The organism is Xanthomonas sp. NCPPB 3569, assembly GCF_041475645.2.
Taxonomy (GTDB): Bacteria; Pseudomonadota; Gammaproteobacteria; order Xanthomonadales; family Xanthomonadaceae; genus Xanthomonas; species Xanthomonas phaseoli.
In genome coordinates, this window is the sequence record NZ_JCAQOA010000002.1 from 1 (window position 1) to 14,245 (window position 14,245).

The 14,245-nt window shown below is 61.4% G+C and carries 13 protein-coding genes and 2 pseudogenes; 10 read left to right on the top strand and 5 right to left on the bottom strand.

Annotated elements, in window-relative coordinates; translation table 11 throughout:
• The 7 genes and pseudogenes from ACCQ03_RS21980 to ACCQ03_RS22010 all read left to right on the top strand — a co-directional run.
• A pseudogene (locus ACCQ03_RS21980) lies at positions 1 to 1,056 on the top strand (Tn3 family transposase); the annotation flags it as partial.
• Positions 1,057 to 1,119: 63 nt separating this feature from the next.
• The gene (gene lepB / locus ACCQ03_RS21985) at positions 1,120 to 1,461 is read left to right on the top strand and encodes a signal peptidase I (RefSeq protein WP_209225315.1); all 342 of its coding nucleotides are present in this window, start codon (positions 1,120 to 1,122) and stop codon (positions 1,459 to 1,461) included.
• On the top strand, positions 1,454 to 2,044 hold the full coding sequence (locus ACCQ03_RS21990) for a lytic transglycosylase domain-containing protein (protein WP_150147842.1): 591 nt from the start codon (positions 1,454 to 1,456) through the stop codon (positions 2,042 to 2,044). The genes lepB and ACCQ03_RS21990 overlap by 8 nt, the downstream gene beginning before the upstream one ends.
• Before the next feature lie 619 nt (positions 2,045 to 2,663).
• Positions 2,664 to 5,293 (top strand): annotated as a pseudogene (locus ACCQ03_RS21995) (DUF3363 domain-containing protein).
• Positions 5,294 to 5,360: 67 nt separating this feature from the next.
• Positions 5,361 to 7,331 (top strand): IncP-type conjugal transfer protein TraG, encoded by a 1,971-nt coding sequence (gene traG / locus ACCQ03_RS22000; protein ID WP_244664225.1) that lies wholly within the window; start codon positions 5,361 to 5,363, stop codon positions 7,329 to 7,331.
• Positions 7,328 to 7,837 (top strand): hypothetical protein, encoded by a 510-nt coding sequence (locus ACCQ03_RS22005; protein WP_209225317.1) that lies wholly within the window; start codon positions 7,328 to 7,330, stop codon positions 7,835 to 7,837. Before traG ends, ACCQ03_RS22005 begins: the two co-directional genes overlap by 4 nt.
• Positions 7,838 to 7,850: 13 nt before the next feature.
• On the top strand, positions 7,851 to 8,390 hold the full coding sequence (locus ACCQ03_RS22010) for a plasmid pRiA4b ORF-3 family protein (protein WP_057684874.1): 540 nt from the start codon (positions 7,851 to 7,853) through the stop codon (positions 8,388 to 8,390).
• Between the two features lie 166 nt (positions 8,391 to 8,556).
• Here ACCQ03_RS22010 and ACCQ03_RS22015 read toward each other — a convergent pair whose 3' ends face one another.
• Positions 8,557 to 8,841, bottom strand: coding sequence for a hypothetical protein (locus tag ACCQ03_RS22015; RefSeq protein WP_150147833.1), 285 nt, complete (start codon positions 8,839 to 8,841; stop codon positions 8,557 to 8,559).
• A 329-nt stretch (positions 8,842 to 9,170) separates the two neighbouring features.
• Here ACCQ03_RS22015 and ACCQ03_RS22020 point away from each other — a divergent pair, with 329 nt between their 5' ends.
• The 3 genes from ACCQ03_RS22020 to ACCQ03_RS22030 all read left to right on the top strand — a co-directional run bounded on the left by ACCQ03_RS22020 (position 9,171) and on the right by ACCQ03_RS22030 (position 11,873).
• Positions 9,171 to 9,617 carry an avidin/streptavidin family protein gene (locus tag ACCQ03_RS22020; protein WP_022557741.1) on the top strand — a complete coding sequence of 149 codons (447 nt, stop codon included), beginning with the start codon at positions 9,171 to 9,173 and terminating at the stop codon, positions 9,615 to 9,617.
• A 466-nt stretch (positions 9,618 to 10,083) separates the two neighbouring features.
• Positions 10,084 to 10,473: a hypothetical protein gene (locus ACCQ03_RS22025; RefSeq protein WP_039587855.1), complete on the top strand. Its 390-nt coding sequence runs from the start codon at positions 10,084 to 10,086 to the stop codon at positions 10,471 to 10,473.
• 581 nt (positions 10,474 to 11,054) lie between these two features.
• Positions 11,055 to 11,873, top strand: a complete 819-nt coding sequence (locus tag ACCQ03_RS22030; protein ID WP_150147830.1) for a hypothetical protein — start codon at positions 11,055 to 11,057, stop codon at positions 11,871 to 11,873.
• Between the two features lie 598 nt (positions 11,874 to 12,471).
• Here the strand turns inward: ACCQ03_RS22030 and ACCQ03_RS22035 are convergent.
• The 4 genes from ACCQ03_RS22035 to ACCQ03_RS22050 all read right to left on the bottom strand — a co-directional run bounded on the left by ACCQ03_RS22035 (position 12,472) and on the right by ACCQ03_RS22050 (position 14,204).
• A complete protein-coding gene (locus ACCQ03_RS22035; protein WP_150147827.1) occupies positions 12,472 to 12,792 on the bottom strand; it encodes a type II toxin-antitoxin system PemK/MazF family toxin in 321 nt (106 codons plus the stop codon).
• The gene (locus ACCQ03_RS22040; protein WP_150147824.1) at positions 12,792 to 13,007 is read right to left on the bottom strand and encodes an antitoxin MazE family protein; all 216 of its coding nucleotides are present in this window, start codon (positions 13,005 to 13,007) and stop codon (positions 12,792 to 12,794) included. The genes ACCQ03_RS22035 and ACCQ03_RS22040 overlap by 1 nt, the downstream gene beginning before the upstream one ends.
• A 247-nt stretch (positions 13,008 to 13,254) precedes the next feature.
• Positions 13,255 to 13,581, bottom strand: a complete 327-nt coding sequence (locus tag ACCQ03_RS22045) for a hypothetical protein (RefSeq protein ID WP_007974207.1) — start codon at positions 13,579 to 13,581, stop codon at positions 13,255 to 13,257.
• A complete protein-coding gene (locus tag ACCQ03_RS22050) occupies positions 13,578 to 14,204 on the bottom strand; it encodes a nucleotide-binding protein (RefSeq protein WP_150147822.1) in 627 nt (208 codons plus the stop codon). Before ACCQ03_RS22050 ends, ACCQ03_RS22045 begins: the two co-directional genes overlap by 4 nt.
• Positions 14,205 to 14,245: the final 41 nt, after the last annotated feature.

Sequence of the window (14,245 nt, forward strand, 5' to 3'; positions counted from 1 at the left end):
TACCAGCAATACCTACGGCAAGCATCGCTGCACGCGGCCAACGACTGCATCAGCAACGCCATCGCCGTGCTGCCGATCTTCCCGCATTACTCGTTCGACCTAGGCGCGCTGTACGGTGCGGTCGATGGCCAGAAATTCGGCGTCGAGCGTCCGACCGTGAAAGCGCGCTACTCGCGCAAATACTTCGGCCGCGGCAAGGGTGTCGTCGCCTATACGCTGCTGTGCAACCATGTTCCGCTCAACGGATACCTAATCGGTGCTCACGAATACGAAGGGCACCACGTGTTTGACATCTGGTATCGCAACACGTCGGATATCGTGCCAACGGCGATTACCGGCGATATGCACAGCGTCAACAAGGCCAACTTCGCCATCCTGCACTGGTTCGGACTGCGCTTCGAGCCGCGCTTCACCGATTTGGACGCCCAATTGCAGGATCTGTATTGCGCCGACGAACCGGCGTTGTACGAGACGTGCCTGATCCGACCGGTCGGCCAAATCGATCGGCAACTCATCGTCAGCGAAAAGAGCAACATCGACCGGATCGTCGCCACGCTGGGCCTGAAGGAAATGACTCAGGGCACCCTGATCCGCAAGCTATGCACGTACACCGCGCCGAACCCGACGCGGCGCGCCATCTTCGAGTTCGATAAGCTGGTGCGCAGCATCTACACATTGCGCTACCTGCGCGACCCGCAACGGGAACGCAGCGTGCACCGCTCGCAGAATCGCATTGAGTCCTACCACCAGCTACGCTCGACCATCGCCCAGGTCGGCGGCAAGAAGGAGCTGACCGGGCACACAGACATCGAAATCGAAATCAGCAACCAATGCGCACGGCTGATGGCCAACGCCATCATCTACTACAACTCGGCGATCCTGTCGCGCCTGTTGACGAAGTACCAGGCCAGCGGCAACGCCAAAGCCGTGCTGCTGATCACGAAGATGTCACCGGCGGCGTGGCGACACATCCTGCTGAACGGGCACTACACCTTCCAAAGTAACGGCAACTTGATCGATCTGGATGCGCTCGTGGCGGGGTTGGAATTGGGGTGAGGGGTGAGGGAATTTTCTGGGGTTCCGGCTTACATCCCCCGTTACGGCTTTGAACGCGGTTGGATGAAGCCCGGAAGTCTCTACATCAAGCGCGTTGCTGCCGTCGCCGGTGACACCGTGTGCGTCAATGTCGAAGTCACAATTGCGACCCCGACGACACCGGGGCACCCGGCCACGTTTACACGCGTAGGTGCTGTATCTGCAACGGATCACACAGGTGTGCCGCTACCCCACGCGCTGCAAGGTTGCAATCGCGTGCCGGCAGGACACATTTTTCCCATCGGTGACGGCTTAGCGAACAGCTACGACGGTCGCTATTACGGGTTTGTGCCGGTGGTCCTGATTGCCGGACGCGTCACGCCGATATGGACTCAGGCGCAGCCAGATGGAGCCGATCATGAGTGACCTGATGTCGCTAATTCTCGCCTGTTCTATCGGCGTGCATCCGCAGACCGTGCAAGCCATCATTAAGCATGAAAGCGGCGGCAACCCCTATGCCATCAACAACCAGGCCCGTAGCTTCTACCCGACCAGGCTGGAGGACGCGCAACGCATTGCGGTCGAACAGGTGCGCGCGGGACGCCGTACCGATATCGGACTGATGCAGATCAACTCGCAACATCTAGGCAAGTTCAGGTTAACCCCGATTGACCTGCTGGACCCGTGCACGAACATCCGTGTCGGCACCACCATCCTCAGCCAGAACTATGCGCAAACATGGGCAAAGTATCGCGCCGAAAAGTCGGCATTGCTGGGTGCGCTGTCCATGTACAACACGGGCAATGAGTCGCGCGGATTGCGTAACGGATATGTGGGCTGGGTGTCGCAAGCGGCCGGGGTCACGGTCAACTTGCCCGCAGGCGCGAGAGTGAGCGGCCGGCGGTCCACCAAAGCCCAATCCAATGCTGTTTCCGTGGTGTCACCAGCTGCCGCGCCAACCGGGTTTGCAGGAACCGGCCCGAAGGCTGCAAAGCAGGGGTCACGCTGACCGCTTGTGCGGTGCTGTGTGCCGCTTGGTCGCCCAGGTGGGTGCACCCAGTGCAGGCTACTCGGCAACGCGCTAGAGCAGCGCTAGGCCGGGTGGTGAGGTTCTGGGGTAGGGTGGCCAGGTCGAGGGTGGTGAGGGGGCGGAGGACAAAAACGGAGAAGCGGAAAAGAAGGATAAGATAAATGTGTGTGGTAAGTAGGTTTTAACTGACTATTTTTATTCGCTTTTTCTTACAACATTGTCAGCTAAATATGTTGTAGTTTACAACATGGACTTTTAGGGCTGGGGAACTACCGTGGCCAGCATTGAAAAGCGCAACTCATCGGGGCCAGACCAGAGCGCTGGGAAGGGCAGCCAGGGTGCAAGTAGCACCGACAAGCCGCTGCGCGTTCGTGTGTCCAAGGGCCGCCAGGCGCGTAACAATTCCCAGGTCAACGAAGTCATCAGCCGTGTCAAAAGCGCTGCCAAGCGGGCGGCACGTACCGGGCGCATTTCCGGCGCGACCACGCACCATGCAGGGCGCGGCGCTGGCGTCAGGATCAATACCGGAAGCCGACAGCAGCGCGTCACCATCAAGGCCCGTGTGGTTGCAGCGCCACGGATCGGAGCAAAGGCCGCCATGCAGCGGCATGTGGACTATGCGCAACGCCACGGCGTAGATAAGGATGGTGGGCCGGCGCGCCCTTTTACCGACACGTGCGAACTCACGCGCGAGCAGACATCGCAGTTCGTGGACCGGGCAGAGCCTGACCGGCATTCATTCCGATTCATCGTCTCGCCGGAAGATGGCGCGAACCTGAATCTAGAAAGCTACACGCGCGACCTGCTGCAACAGATGGAGCGGGATGTAGGGACAAAACTGGACTGGATGGCGGTTGCCCACCATGACACCGACAACCCGCACGTGCATATCATCGTGCGTGGTGTGGATGACAAGGGCGGCGACCTGGTGATTAGCCGCGACTACATCAGCAACGGCATGCGCGAGCGGGCGCGTGAGCTGGCAACCCGTGAGCTGGGGTATCGGAGTGATATCGACATCTATCGCTCTGCTGCGAGGGAGGTCACGCAGGAGCGTTGGACGGGTCTGGATGCGTCCATGCTTCGGGAACAGCAGAGCCGCGAAAGCGGCCTAATCCATGCCGGTAAGGTGCATGCAGATCCGTTCCACAATGCACAGCGGCAATTGCGGCTTCAACGGCTGGCGATCCTGCGTGACCACGGCTTAGCCACCGAACAGATGCCCGGTCGCTGGAAGATCCACGCGAACGCGCCGGAGGCGATGCGTGCGATGGCGCAAGAGCGCAGGCTAGCAACAGAACTCAAGCCGCACATTGACGCCGAGCGTAGCCGGCGTGGACTGCTGGCCGACAAGGACAGTCTGAAAGCTGCACCTGTGCAGGGCGTCATCCTAGATCGCGGATTGGCAGACAAATTGTCAGGGACTGAATACGTCATCGTTGGCGGATTCGACGGCCAGGTGCATTACGCGACGCTTAGCATGCATTCGGAACGGCACATGCCTGAGCGCGGACGCATCGGCGACACCGTGGAGCTGGGCACCTACACGCCGCCAGCCGCGACCTCGGCGGACAAGAACGTGCTAAGGCGCTTGAAGAATGGCGTTTATGTCCCGGACGCGCATCTAGCCGAGGTGAAAGCGTGGGACCAGAAGCGATTGCCGGCGAATGCAACGCCGGAGTCCTACGTTGATGCACACGTCAATCGCATGGAAGCACTGGCGAGCCGGGGACACGTCACCAAGCTCCCTGATGGCACGTTCCGTGTGCCGGCAGACCTCTTGGCGCGGCTCAATGGTGATCCAGCCAACGCCCGTGACAAAAACTCGTTCGTGCGTCTGGACATTAAGGCCCAAGGCGCACTCAACCGTCAGAGCCAGGTCATTGGACGCACGTTCCTGGACGAGCAGCTGGCCGCTGGTCGCCTTGAGCAGCTGAAGAACACCACGATCCGCACACGTACCCAGGTGCAGCTCCTAGACGCACTGGAAGCGCGTGCCGACCGTTGGTTGAGTTGCAGCTGGCCAAGCGCACTCCTGGTGGGGTGCGCCTGAAGACCGGCTTTGCCGACGAGCTGCGCGATATGGAGCGCGCGATGGTGCAGAAACACCAGGTGGCAGGACTGTTGAAGCCGTATCTTCGAGCCGAGCGGAGCCAGAGCGGGCTACTGGCTGACGAAAAGAGCCTAGAGACATCTGGACCGGTCCAGGGCGTCATTCTCGACCGTGGGCAGGCCGACAAGCGATCGGGTGCCGAATACGTCGTCGTCGCCGGCTTCGACGGCCAAGTGCATTACGCAACGCTCAGTGCCCCATCGGAGCGGCACCTGGTCGAGCGCGGGCAAATCGGTGACACCGTGACCCTCGACAGCTACACGCCGCCGGTCGCCACGGCGGCAGACAAAAACGTGCTGCGGCGGTTGAAGGATGAGATCTATTCCCCTGAGGCACACCTGGAAGAGGTCAAGGAATGGGACCCGAAACGTCTGCCCGGCAACGCAACGCCAGAGTCCTACATCGAGGCGCACGTGCGGCGTATGGACGCCTTGGCGCACCGAGGCCATGTGACCAAGTTGGAGGACGGCACCTTTCAGGTGCCGGCCGACCTGGTGGAGCGTGTCAACGCTGATCCCACACTCAGCGACCCCAAGCGCGCCTTTGTGCGCCTGGACGTGCTTGGAAAGGGGCCACTGCCTCAGCAGAGCCAGGTCATGGCCCGCACGTTCCTGGACGACCAGCTGGCCGCTGGTCGCCTTGAGCAGATGAAGGGCGCCACCAGCCGCACCCGCACGCAAGCGCAATTCCTGGAAGCGCTGGAAGCGCGCACGGACCGCCTGGTCGCACTGCGGATGGCCGAGCGCACTCCTGCGGGCGTGCGCCTCAAGGCCGGCTTTGACGAAGACATGCGCGGCATGGAGCTGGCCGATGCACAGAAACGGCTAGCGTCCAAGCACGGCCAGCCGGTAAATCTCGATGTGGCCCGCCGCTTTCAGGGCACCGTGGAAGCCATCGAGAACCTGCCCAGCGGCCCCCATGCGGTGATTGTGCAGAACGGAGCGTTTGCGGTGGTGCCGGCGAAGGACGGCCTGCAAAGCCAGCGAGGCAACACCGTCGCGGTGCAGCTGGCGAAGGGCCAGAGCATGAACCAAGCCTTCCAGTCGGTGCGCATCCGCTTCGCGGCAATGGATGTGCTGGACAAGGGCAAATCGTTAGGACTCACACGGAGTTAAACCGATGGCACCACAAAGCAAACAACGCGAAAAAACGCGCCATGCTGGCGGACTGCGGGGCGGTCCCATGGTCGCTTGCGTGGTCTGCATCTTTCTGGGGGTGTGGGCAGCGGGCCAGTACGTCGCCTACGCGCTGGCCTACCAGCCCCAGCTCGGCGCGCCCTGGTTCCAGATCCAGGGGCACGGGATCTATGCGCCCTGGTCGTACTTCCCGTGGCTGTGGGACTACAACGCCTACGCGCCGGACATCTTCACGCGCGCCATCTACATCGTTGGCGCATCTGCGGTGCTGGGTTTCGTGGTCATGGTGGCGGTGGTCATCTACCGAACCCGCGCCCAGGAGGACGTGCTGACGCACGGCTCGGCGCGCTGGGCAGAGGCCAAAGAAATCGAAAAATCGGGGCTGCTGGGGCAGGCCGGCGTGGTGCTGGGGCTGACCGAGGACGGCCGTTACCTGACCCATGACGGTCCTGAGCATCTGGAAGTCACCGCCCCAAGCCGGTCGGGCAAGGGCGTGGGCATCGTCGTGCCCACGCTGCTGAACTGGCAGGCCAGCGTAGTGGTCAACGACATCAAGGGCGAGAATTGGGAACTGACATCGGGTTACCGGAGCCGGATCGGCTACGTCCTGAAATTCAACCCAACCCAGCGCGACACCTGCCGGTTCAATCCGCTGGCCGAGATCCGCCCCGGTGACAACGAGGTCAAGGATGCCCAGAACGTCACCGACATGCTGGTGGACCCGGATGGCAAGGGCAAACCCGACCATTGGAGCAAGGAGGCCGACTCGTGGCTGCTAGCGGTGGTGCTGCACGTCCTATACGCCGAGCCGGACAAGACCTTGGCCGGCATCGCCATGTTCCTGGACAACCCGGAACGGACGATGGAAGCCACGCTGCAATACATGCTCGACACCAAGCACCGCAACGGCACGGTGCACCCGGTCGTTGCGATCGGGGCCAGGGCCATGCTCAACAAGAGCGCCAACGAGCGCAGCGGTGTGCATTCCACCGCGCGCAGCTTCTTCAACCTGTACTACGACCCCATCGTGCAGGCCGCAACGTGTGAAAGCGACTTCCGCATCACCGACCTGATGCGCGCCAAATATCCGTTGTCGCTGTATCTGATCAGCCCGCCGAGCGACAAGTCGCGTTTGCGGCCGCTGTTCCGGCTGATGCTGCAACAGATCACCCGCCGGCTCACCGAGGAATTGCACCCAGAGGGCAACAAGCACCGGCTACTCCTGCTGGTCGATGAGTTCCCATCGCTGGGCAAGTTGGAGTTCTTTGAGGAAGGGCTGGGCTACGTCGCCGGCTATGGCATCAAGTGCATGATGATCAACCAGAGCTATAACCAAATAGTGAAGTATTACGGGCCGAGTAATACCGTCATGGATGGTGCGCATATCCACGTGTGGTATGCGCCCAACACCGACGAAACGGCCAAGCGCATCAGCGATTCACTCGGGATGACGACCGAGATTCACCAGCAGACCAATTACACCGGAGGGCGGTTGTCTGGCTGGCTGGGACACGTGATGGTGTCCAACCAGGAATCAGCTCGCGCCTTGATGACGCCAGGCGAGGTGCGGGAAATGGACCCGACCAAGAAGATCATCGTGGTAGCAGGCCTGCCGCCGATCATGGCGGTCAAGATCAAATATTACAGCGACGCCAAGTTCCGCGACCTGGTGCCGCCGACCGATGCGCGCGGCAAGGTGCTGGACCCGACCCACAAGTACGCTCCCGTCGCCAACACCGCAGCCAGGCCATACCCCTACGGGCCGCCAGTGGCCGGCAATCCGTGGGGCAAGCTGCCTCCCGCTGTGGTGCCAGTCGCGGTGGCGGCCGCCTTGCAACCCGCCGTCCAAGACGCGCGCGAGCTGGACCCAGAGCCAACGCCCGCACCGGAGGTGGCCGTCGAAGCCGCGTCCACGCTCGATGCCGACATCGACACCCATGAACTCACCGTCAGTCCCGCCGCCAAAGCCGATGGCATGGATGCAGCCGACGACGACATGGACTACATGCTCCCATGAAGAAATCTGCCGGTAAGACCATCCTGCATACCCAAGTCGAAACCCGGTTCATGCAGCTCGCCAAGCGTGAAGCCGCTGAGCGCTGCATCCCGTTGCGCGCGGTGGTGGAAGCCGCGCTGGCCGAGCGATACGACCCCGAACACGCCAAAGCCGAGGAAATGCTGGTCTTGAAGGAACTGCGCTCGCTGCGCAACGAGGTGCGCAACGTGCACTTCGGCAATCAGATGCTGGTGGAGCTGACCACGCTCACGACCAAGAACCTGTTTGCACGGCTTCCGGCAGCCACACCCGCCAGCAACGCAGCCGGGGAGGGCTTCTATAACGCCCTGATCGCATCGGTGGAACGGGTCTTCAGCGGGCGCACGCCGTTGCTGGACAAGTTGACCGCCTCGCTGCTACGCGCCCAGACCGATAGCGAGTTTGACGCCCTGCAAGCAGCAACCGGGCAGACCGACAACGCCGACCATGATCCAGAGGCCCCCCATGAACGCATTACGCTCCCCTAAGGTGTCCGTTTCGATGGTCAGCCACCCGCCTGTATGGAGGCTCAAAATCCAGTTGCTTGGCATCACCCCCACAGTGTGGCGTCGGCTCGACACCTACGCTGATGTGGAATTGTCGCAGTTGCACTACTTCATCCAGGGCGCGATGGGCTGGGAATTGATGCACCTGTTCTCATTCGGGCATGGCAATGGCAGCGAGATTCCCAGTAAGCGCCGCTTGTGCGATGTCTCTGGCATTGGAGAGACGCTGATCTACACCTATGACTTTGGCGATGACTGGCAACATCGAGTGACAGTCGAGAAGATGATGGAAAAACCAACAGAGAGTTACCCGCACTTGATTACCGGCAAGAACGCTTGTCCACCGGAGGACTGCGGCGGCCCATGGGGCTATGCGGAGATGCTCAGGGTACTTGCTGGGCGCAGCAGTACTCGCCGACGTGAACTCACCGAGTGGTTAGGTGGCCCATTCGACCCCAGCGCGTTCGATATTAGTGAGGCCAGAGAACGTCTTGCCGAGTACGCCAAGCTGTCCATGCCGAAAGCTCACCGTTGAACGCCACCTGCGCTGCGCTGGCGGCGCGGTGGACGGGTCGCATCACACAACCCAGTGACCTCGTACACTCACCGCAAGACAGTTGCAGCGTGCCAAACCTCGAAAGAGACGAGGTAGTGGATGGGCCGTTGGTGGCAAGATCAGGTCGCAGACCTCGCAAAAGCGATCAACTGAAACGTCGGTTGCGGATCTCCTGGCGTTCCTCTGCGGTCAGATCATCAATGTGGATGTAGTGGACGCCTAGACCGCGCGGTGCGCTCAGAAGCTGCGATTCGCTCTCATCTTGGCTATTGTCGGGCGAAGAGATCAGGCCAACGATCGTTCCATGCGGGGCCACCCGCCATAGGGCCACGCGCTGGAAGATGCGTGGCTCATCGGCCCCGGCAGCTTGTGGATAGGTGGCGTACCAACCATCGGCAGGCAGGTAGCGATAAGAACCGTAGTCGTTCATAGCGTCTCTGAGCGATGCGGGATGACGCTTTGATTGTCGATATGCGCCGATAGGCGGGATGCGGGAGTTTCTGATTTGGCGCTGCAGCTACGCACCGGGTCATCTGGGCTTCGCTGCTGCGAGAAGGGTTTCGCGCACTACGCGCAGTGCACCGGACGGGCTGCAAGAGCTAACAGCTGGTGACCGAGGTCTGGACAGGTTCGTTTCAGGACTGTCGTCAAGGAGTAAGGGATGGAGACAGCCATCCCAGCAATGCGGATCCGGTTCGTGCTACCTAGTCGTTGGCTTGAAACCGCCGCCTTTCGTCGGCTTGATTACGAGGAGAACTGATGATGTCCATGTCCATGCGTCAATGTGCTGCCTGCGTTGTGCTGCTCGGAAGTTGCATCTCGCTCGCCCAGGCAGCGCCAACCTGCAACAACCCGGTAGGCGAATGGAAAAACCAGCTGGGTTCCACACTCACGATCACCGCCGTACAGACCTCCGGGCAGCTCTCGGGTACGTACATCTCGCCTTCCGGTACCACTGGTTCGGTGTATCCACTGGTCGGCTGGTTTGCCAATCCGGTTGCTGGGTCGACGGCATTGAGCAAACTGCCCGCCATCACTTTTTCGGTGCAGTGGGGTAACTACGGCAGCATGACTGCCTGGACCGGTACCTGTGATGCGTCTGGCGGCGTGCCGACCATCACCACAGTCTGGCACTTGGTGCGGACCGGTTCCCAGTATTCGTGGGACCACATGCTGACCAACAGCGATGTTTTCGTCCCCAAATGACAGAGAGCTGTCGCCAACAAAACTCCCAGCACAGAGCCTGAGAGTTTTGTTGGCGACAATGAGCGGCTGGCTAGGTCGCACGCTCATCGTCAAGGGATTTCTAAGCCGGAATCGCCGAAAATTCCGTCAAGGGAGTGTTAGCGCGTGAGTGGCGGGGTGTGGTGCATCAAGTGAGGGAGCGCGTTACCACCAGAGGGTCAGACGGACTCGATGATCTGCACGCGGACGGCCTTGCGCCACCGCCTCCATGAACGCCGTTTGCTCGGCGTGACCGACCCTCTCACTCAGGCACAAAAAAGCCCCCGGTTAGGCCGTCCGTGGATGATGTGGGTCGGCGCACTAAAGGGGCTGCATATTTAATATGTCAGCAGAGCATGGAGAAGCGCAATAGAGTGAGCGCTTCCGGAGTCTTGGCGGGTCCCTGCGCTTTGGGTTCAATCGAAACCAAACAATAAAGCCAAAAACCATGGGCATCAACTACACCGATGAACTTGCCAACCTAGTACGGTTTACAGGCAACACTGCATTGGCCATCCGGCAATACTGTGCTTACAGCGCGGATGCCGCCCCCGCCAGTCGTGCGGCGCGCGATGTCATGTGGCTATCTGACAGCCTGCACAACTTCGAGGCCATTGGCCGCAGCGTGTTGCAGGCCAACCACGCGCACGTCGCTTTCATGGCTGGTTTGCTGGCCGAGCAGTTCCAAGAGCATTTGCAGACCGATCCAAGTGACCCGGAATCGCCGGCAGCTGCCTTCCAACGTCACACCCAGTACGTCGACTTGCACGCCGTCATCGCCACGCTCCTCAACCTGCAAGCCAAAGCGGCGGCGGCAGTAGAGATGGCGACGGTTTAAAGAGGTTGCCGGTGTGGGCCTGTGTATGGGAACACAATGGAGGCGCAGCTTCGATGCAGGTCTGCCCATTCTTGACACGCGCGCCGGTTGGCGAGAGGATTGAGCTATCGCTGCACAATCAGCGATTCGGCCTATCAAACCGATAAAGGTGGAAAGAGCGCGCAAGCGCCCATCGTTCGATGCTGGCGCTTTTGTTTGGCTTGCCAGTTCTATGGTGGGCGGTGCGCGGAGGCCGCAAGGCCTGCCGGTTATCGCTCTTTCCTATCCGGTTTTGATAGCCGCGTACCGTCCACCACCTTTCCTTTCCTGCGAGTACGCTTGCGCCTGCAACAAGGTAGATTCAGCACCAGACGTACCAAAACAACGAGGCACCCCGCCGGTGTAATAGGCGGATGCCGAAAACGAAAAAACCGCCCCTGGCAGGGCGGCTTTTTCATCACTGGGCTGGCGGGACAAAACCAGTCAATGGGCTAGTCGATAGCTCCATCCTAATCCCGCCGGCGAAGCCGTGCAAGAGGGAAAAGGATGCAAAGGCCGAAACGCCGACCACCTTGCCCCGCTGCCGTTCATCGGCGCGGGACATGCCAGCAGTAGACACAGGCCTACACGCTCAAGGCCCCGAACCGACCGCTCACAGCGGTCGGCCGCACAAGCGTGTGCACTGGCGTCAGCCCAAGCCGCTGGCCGGCAAGAAGCGCCGGCCGGGCGTGTTGGATGCCACCCGAGCCGGGTTGGTGCGCGCCCTGGAAGAACGAAAAGGGGCGTGGAAGCGGATTCGCCACAACGTCATCGTGGCCGGTTATGCCCTGGACAAGGCGCTGACGCGGGTGCGCGGACTGCGCAAGGACGGGGCCGACTCGTTGCTGGCCATGGCCGTGGCGCTGCTCTACCTGGCTGACGTGCGCACCGGCTTTGTGGGCAAGCCACGCCAGGGCGGTGGCCCCTGGCAGCGCTACACGCTGCCCGACCTCGCCCAACTCGCCTATGGCGGACAGAGCGACGCCGAGCAGCGGCGCGCACGGCGCTCGCTCGACATGATGGTGAGCCTTGGCTGGGCATTCCCGACCAAACAGGTGTGGCGACACACCAAAGACGCCGAGGGCGGCGACCTGTGGTGCAGCGAGGCGGGCGTGCGCCGGCTCAACTTCCAGCGGCTGTGCGACATGGTGGGGACGAGCAGGTTGCTCAAGCGCGATCGCAAGCATGCCGACCAGGCACGCGGCACAGGCGTTGCGTCCTTCACGCAGGCGCACGCACGCCGTCAGCCTGCCCGGGAGCCGCGTACCGCGCCGCGCACGGGCGCTGCCCGTCCTGCGGCGCACCGTGCCACGGGCGATCCGCCAGGCGGCGCACAGAGCGCCGTGCAGCACATCTCCGACATCCTCGCACTGTTCAACTAGCCATCGCCGGCAGGCTCGTCCCTGCCCGATGCCGCAAAAACAGGCGTCCACGCCGGCCAATCTGCCGCGAAAAGGCGAGCCGCATCGCCTGCGGCGACCTCGATCACCAATCCGAACCCCTCAACGCCATGCCGCACGCCAAGTTATCCACCGTAGCGGGGGATAAGCCTGTGGAGAAATGGCGTTATTTGTCCTATTTATTTGGCAGGCCATCCAGTCAACCTTTGGTTGAAAGCACAGTCAGTAGAAAATCAACAGCAAATCGGCGTCGCCGCCGCTACGCGACGACGACAACGTTAGAAGCTCGATAGAGGGGCTGCGCCCCTCCCGCAAAGAACAACAGCGGGTCAGCAGGGAGTGATTAACCGGACTTCGAGGCAGGGCATGACCCTGGAACGGCTGCCGGCTTCGGGTGGTCTGCGTTTAAGAGCGGTCGCCGTGCGCTACGCGCACAAAAGAGCCGATAACGGGGTTCGGGGAGCAATGGAACAGCCAACTCACTTAAACCAAGCCGGAACCGCCGAAAATTCCGCGACGGCACCCGGTAAGCCGGAATCCCAGATTTTTCCGACCACATGGCAGGCGGTCGCGCACCTGGTCAGATAACGCCAACGACCAGCAGGAGCGCCCTGTCTATCGCTTTCATCCGCTCCTCATCGAGGCGGCCAAACGGTTCGCTGATCTTGGTGCGAGGCAGCGTTGAGAGCTTGTCCACCATGACCTGCGAGAGCGCGCGCAGCCCGTTGGCCGGGTTCGGTTCCACGTTGACGCGGAACGCGGCATTGCGCAGGTCGCTTGTCACCGGGCACAGCACGACGCTTTCCAGGTCGGTGAGCAAGTCGGATTGAACGACCAAGGCGGGCCGTGGTTTGCCATAGTCGCCCTGCAATGAAACCGTCACAAGGTCGCCCCGCTGCATCACTCCCAGCCCACAACGTGCGTTGCGGCCTCTTCGGTGAAGCGCAAAACCTCGGTTTCTGCCGGGTCGCCCTTCAGGTGTTGGCACTGCTTGCGCACTTGCGCCGCGAACTCGGGAGAGCGTGTGTCGGGCACCCAAAACTGGACAGGCCGTAGCCCCGCAGCGCGCATCCGCTCGCGGTGCCGGGCTACCTTTGATTCGTGAATTGATGACATGGTGCTCTCCACTGGTTGCATGTGCAGTTACATGATAAAAAACATGTAACCAAAACGCGAGTACGGATAACTCGACTGAGAAGGGGGGGGCAGCCGACATGCGTGTAAAAATGACTCGCAAAATCCAATTTTTCTCGTAAAAACATGACGTTGCCAGATAAAGGCTTCCACCGGTTCCACGGTAATCCCCGTTCCGGGTTACATATTGAACTTCGTTATCCATGCGAACACATAGGTATGTATATACCTATATGCCGTTGAGGAAGGCTTCCAGCGCCTCGATCACGATGTCCTTCTCCGTGACGCGGACGCCCTTCTCTTCGGAGCGCTTGAGTGCTTCGCGGCGCAGGCGATCAGCCAGCTCCTCGGGGAAGTTGAAGATTTTTTGCACCCGAGCGCGGCCGTAGCGCTGCGCTTCCTCGGCAGCGGGCGGTGTGGCGGCCGGTGGCGTGGCCACGGCCGCAGGGGCGACCAGCGGCTTCTCTGCCTTGTCGGCCTCCCCGCCTTCGAGGAAGGCGGTCGGGTCTTTGGGCGGCTTGAACTGGGCCGTGTTGGGCTTGCCCTTCATGCTCATTGCATCACCTCCTTGAAGAAGGCTTCCATCTCGGCAATGGCTGCTTGATCGCGGCCTAGCTCCTGAACGGTCGCACCCTCACCGATGGCACGGCGAAAAACCACCCGCTCGCAGACTTTTGTAGGTAATACAGTCAGCTTCTGCTCGGCTAGGAATTCCAACATCTCGGCCGCATCCTTGGTGCGCGGATCGATGCGGGTCAGGAGCACGCGCACGTCCAGCTCAGGGTTATAGTCGCGGGCCAGCTCGACAACTTCGAGCAAGTCGGTCATGGCCGCTGCGTCCAGATTGGATGCACCGACCGGGATCACGGCACGCTGGGCCAACAGCAGCGCGGAGCGCAGGCCCACAGAATCACGGCCACCCGCATCAACGACGACATGCTCAAAGCCGGTGGCCAGTTGCTTGCCTTCGCTGAGGATCGCCTTGCCAGCGAGGCAGGTGGTGGTGGGTGACGGGTCGTACTGCGTCTCACGACGCCATGCTGCCCAGCTCGCGGCCGAGGCCTGCGGGTCGCCGTCGATCAGCAGCGTCTTGCCCTGACGGGCGAGCATCACTGCCAGATGCACGGCGGTCGTGGTCTTGCCGACGCCGCCCTTGGTGTTGACACACGCGAAGACCATGGGTGCTCCTATCTATGTATATACATGCCGATGGGCAGCGC

What these genes read in the sequence shown, in the direction of transcription:
- lepB (WP_209225315.1), top strand. Translation starts at nt 1,120, where the DNA reads ATGAAGCCCGGAAGTCTCTACATCAAGCGCGTTGCTGCCGTCGCCGGT.
- ACCQ03_RS21990 (WP_150147842.1), top strand. Translation starts at nt 1,454, where the DNA reads ATGAGTGACCTGATGTCGCTAATTCTCGCCTGTTCTATCGGCGTGCAT.
- traG (WP_244664225.1), top strand. Translation starts at nt 5,361, where the DNA reads ATGGTCGCTTGCGTGGTCTGCATCTTTCTGGGGGTGTGGGCAGCGGGC.
- ACCQ03_RS22005 (WP_209225317.1), top strand. Translation starts at nt 7,328, where the DNA reads ATGAAGAAATCTGCCGGTAAGACCATCCTGCATACCCAAGTCGAAACC.
- ACCQ03_RS22010 (WP_057684874.1), top strand. Translation starts at nt 7,851, where the DNA reads ATGGTCAGCCACCCGCCTGTATGGAGGCTCAAAATCCAGTTGCTTGGC.
- ACCQ03_RS22015 (WP_150147833.1), bottom strand. Translation starts at nt 8,841, where the DNA reads ATGAACGACTACGGTTCTTATCGCTACCTGCCTGCCGATGGTTGGTAC.
- ACCQ03_RS22020 (WP_022557741.1), top strand. Translation starts at nt 9,171, where the DNA reads ATGATGTCCATGTCCATGCGTCAATGTGCTGCCTGCGTTGTGCTGCTC.
- ACCQ03_RS22025 (WP_039587855.1), top strand. Translation starts at nt 10,084, where the DNA reads ATGGGCATCAACTACACCGATGAACTTGCCAACCTAGTACGGTTTACA.
- ACCQ03_RS22030 (WP_150147830.1), top strand. Translation starts at nt 11,055, where the DNA reads ATGCCAGCAGTAGACACAGGCCTACACGCTCAAGGCCCCGAACCGACC.
- ACCQ03_RS22035 (WP_150147827.1), bottom strand. Translation starts at nt 12,792, where the DNA reads ATGCAGCGGGGCGACCTTGTGACGGTTTCATTGCAGGGCGACTATGGC.
- ACCQ03_RS22040 (WP_150147824.1), bottom strand. Translation starts at nt 13,007, where the DNA reads ATGTCATCAATTCACGAATCAAAGGTAGCCCGGCACCGCGAGCGGATG.
- ACCQ03_RS22045 (WP_007974207.1), bottom strand. Translation starts at nt 13,581, where the DNA reads ATGAGCATGAAGGGCAAGCCCAACACGGCCCAGTTCAAGCCGCCCAAA.
- ACCQ03_RS22050 (WP_150147822.1), bottom strand. Translation starts at nt 14,204, where the DNA reads ATGGTCTTCGCGTGTGTCAACACCAAGGGCGGCGTCGGCAAGACCACG.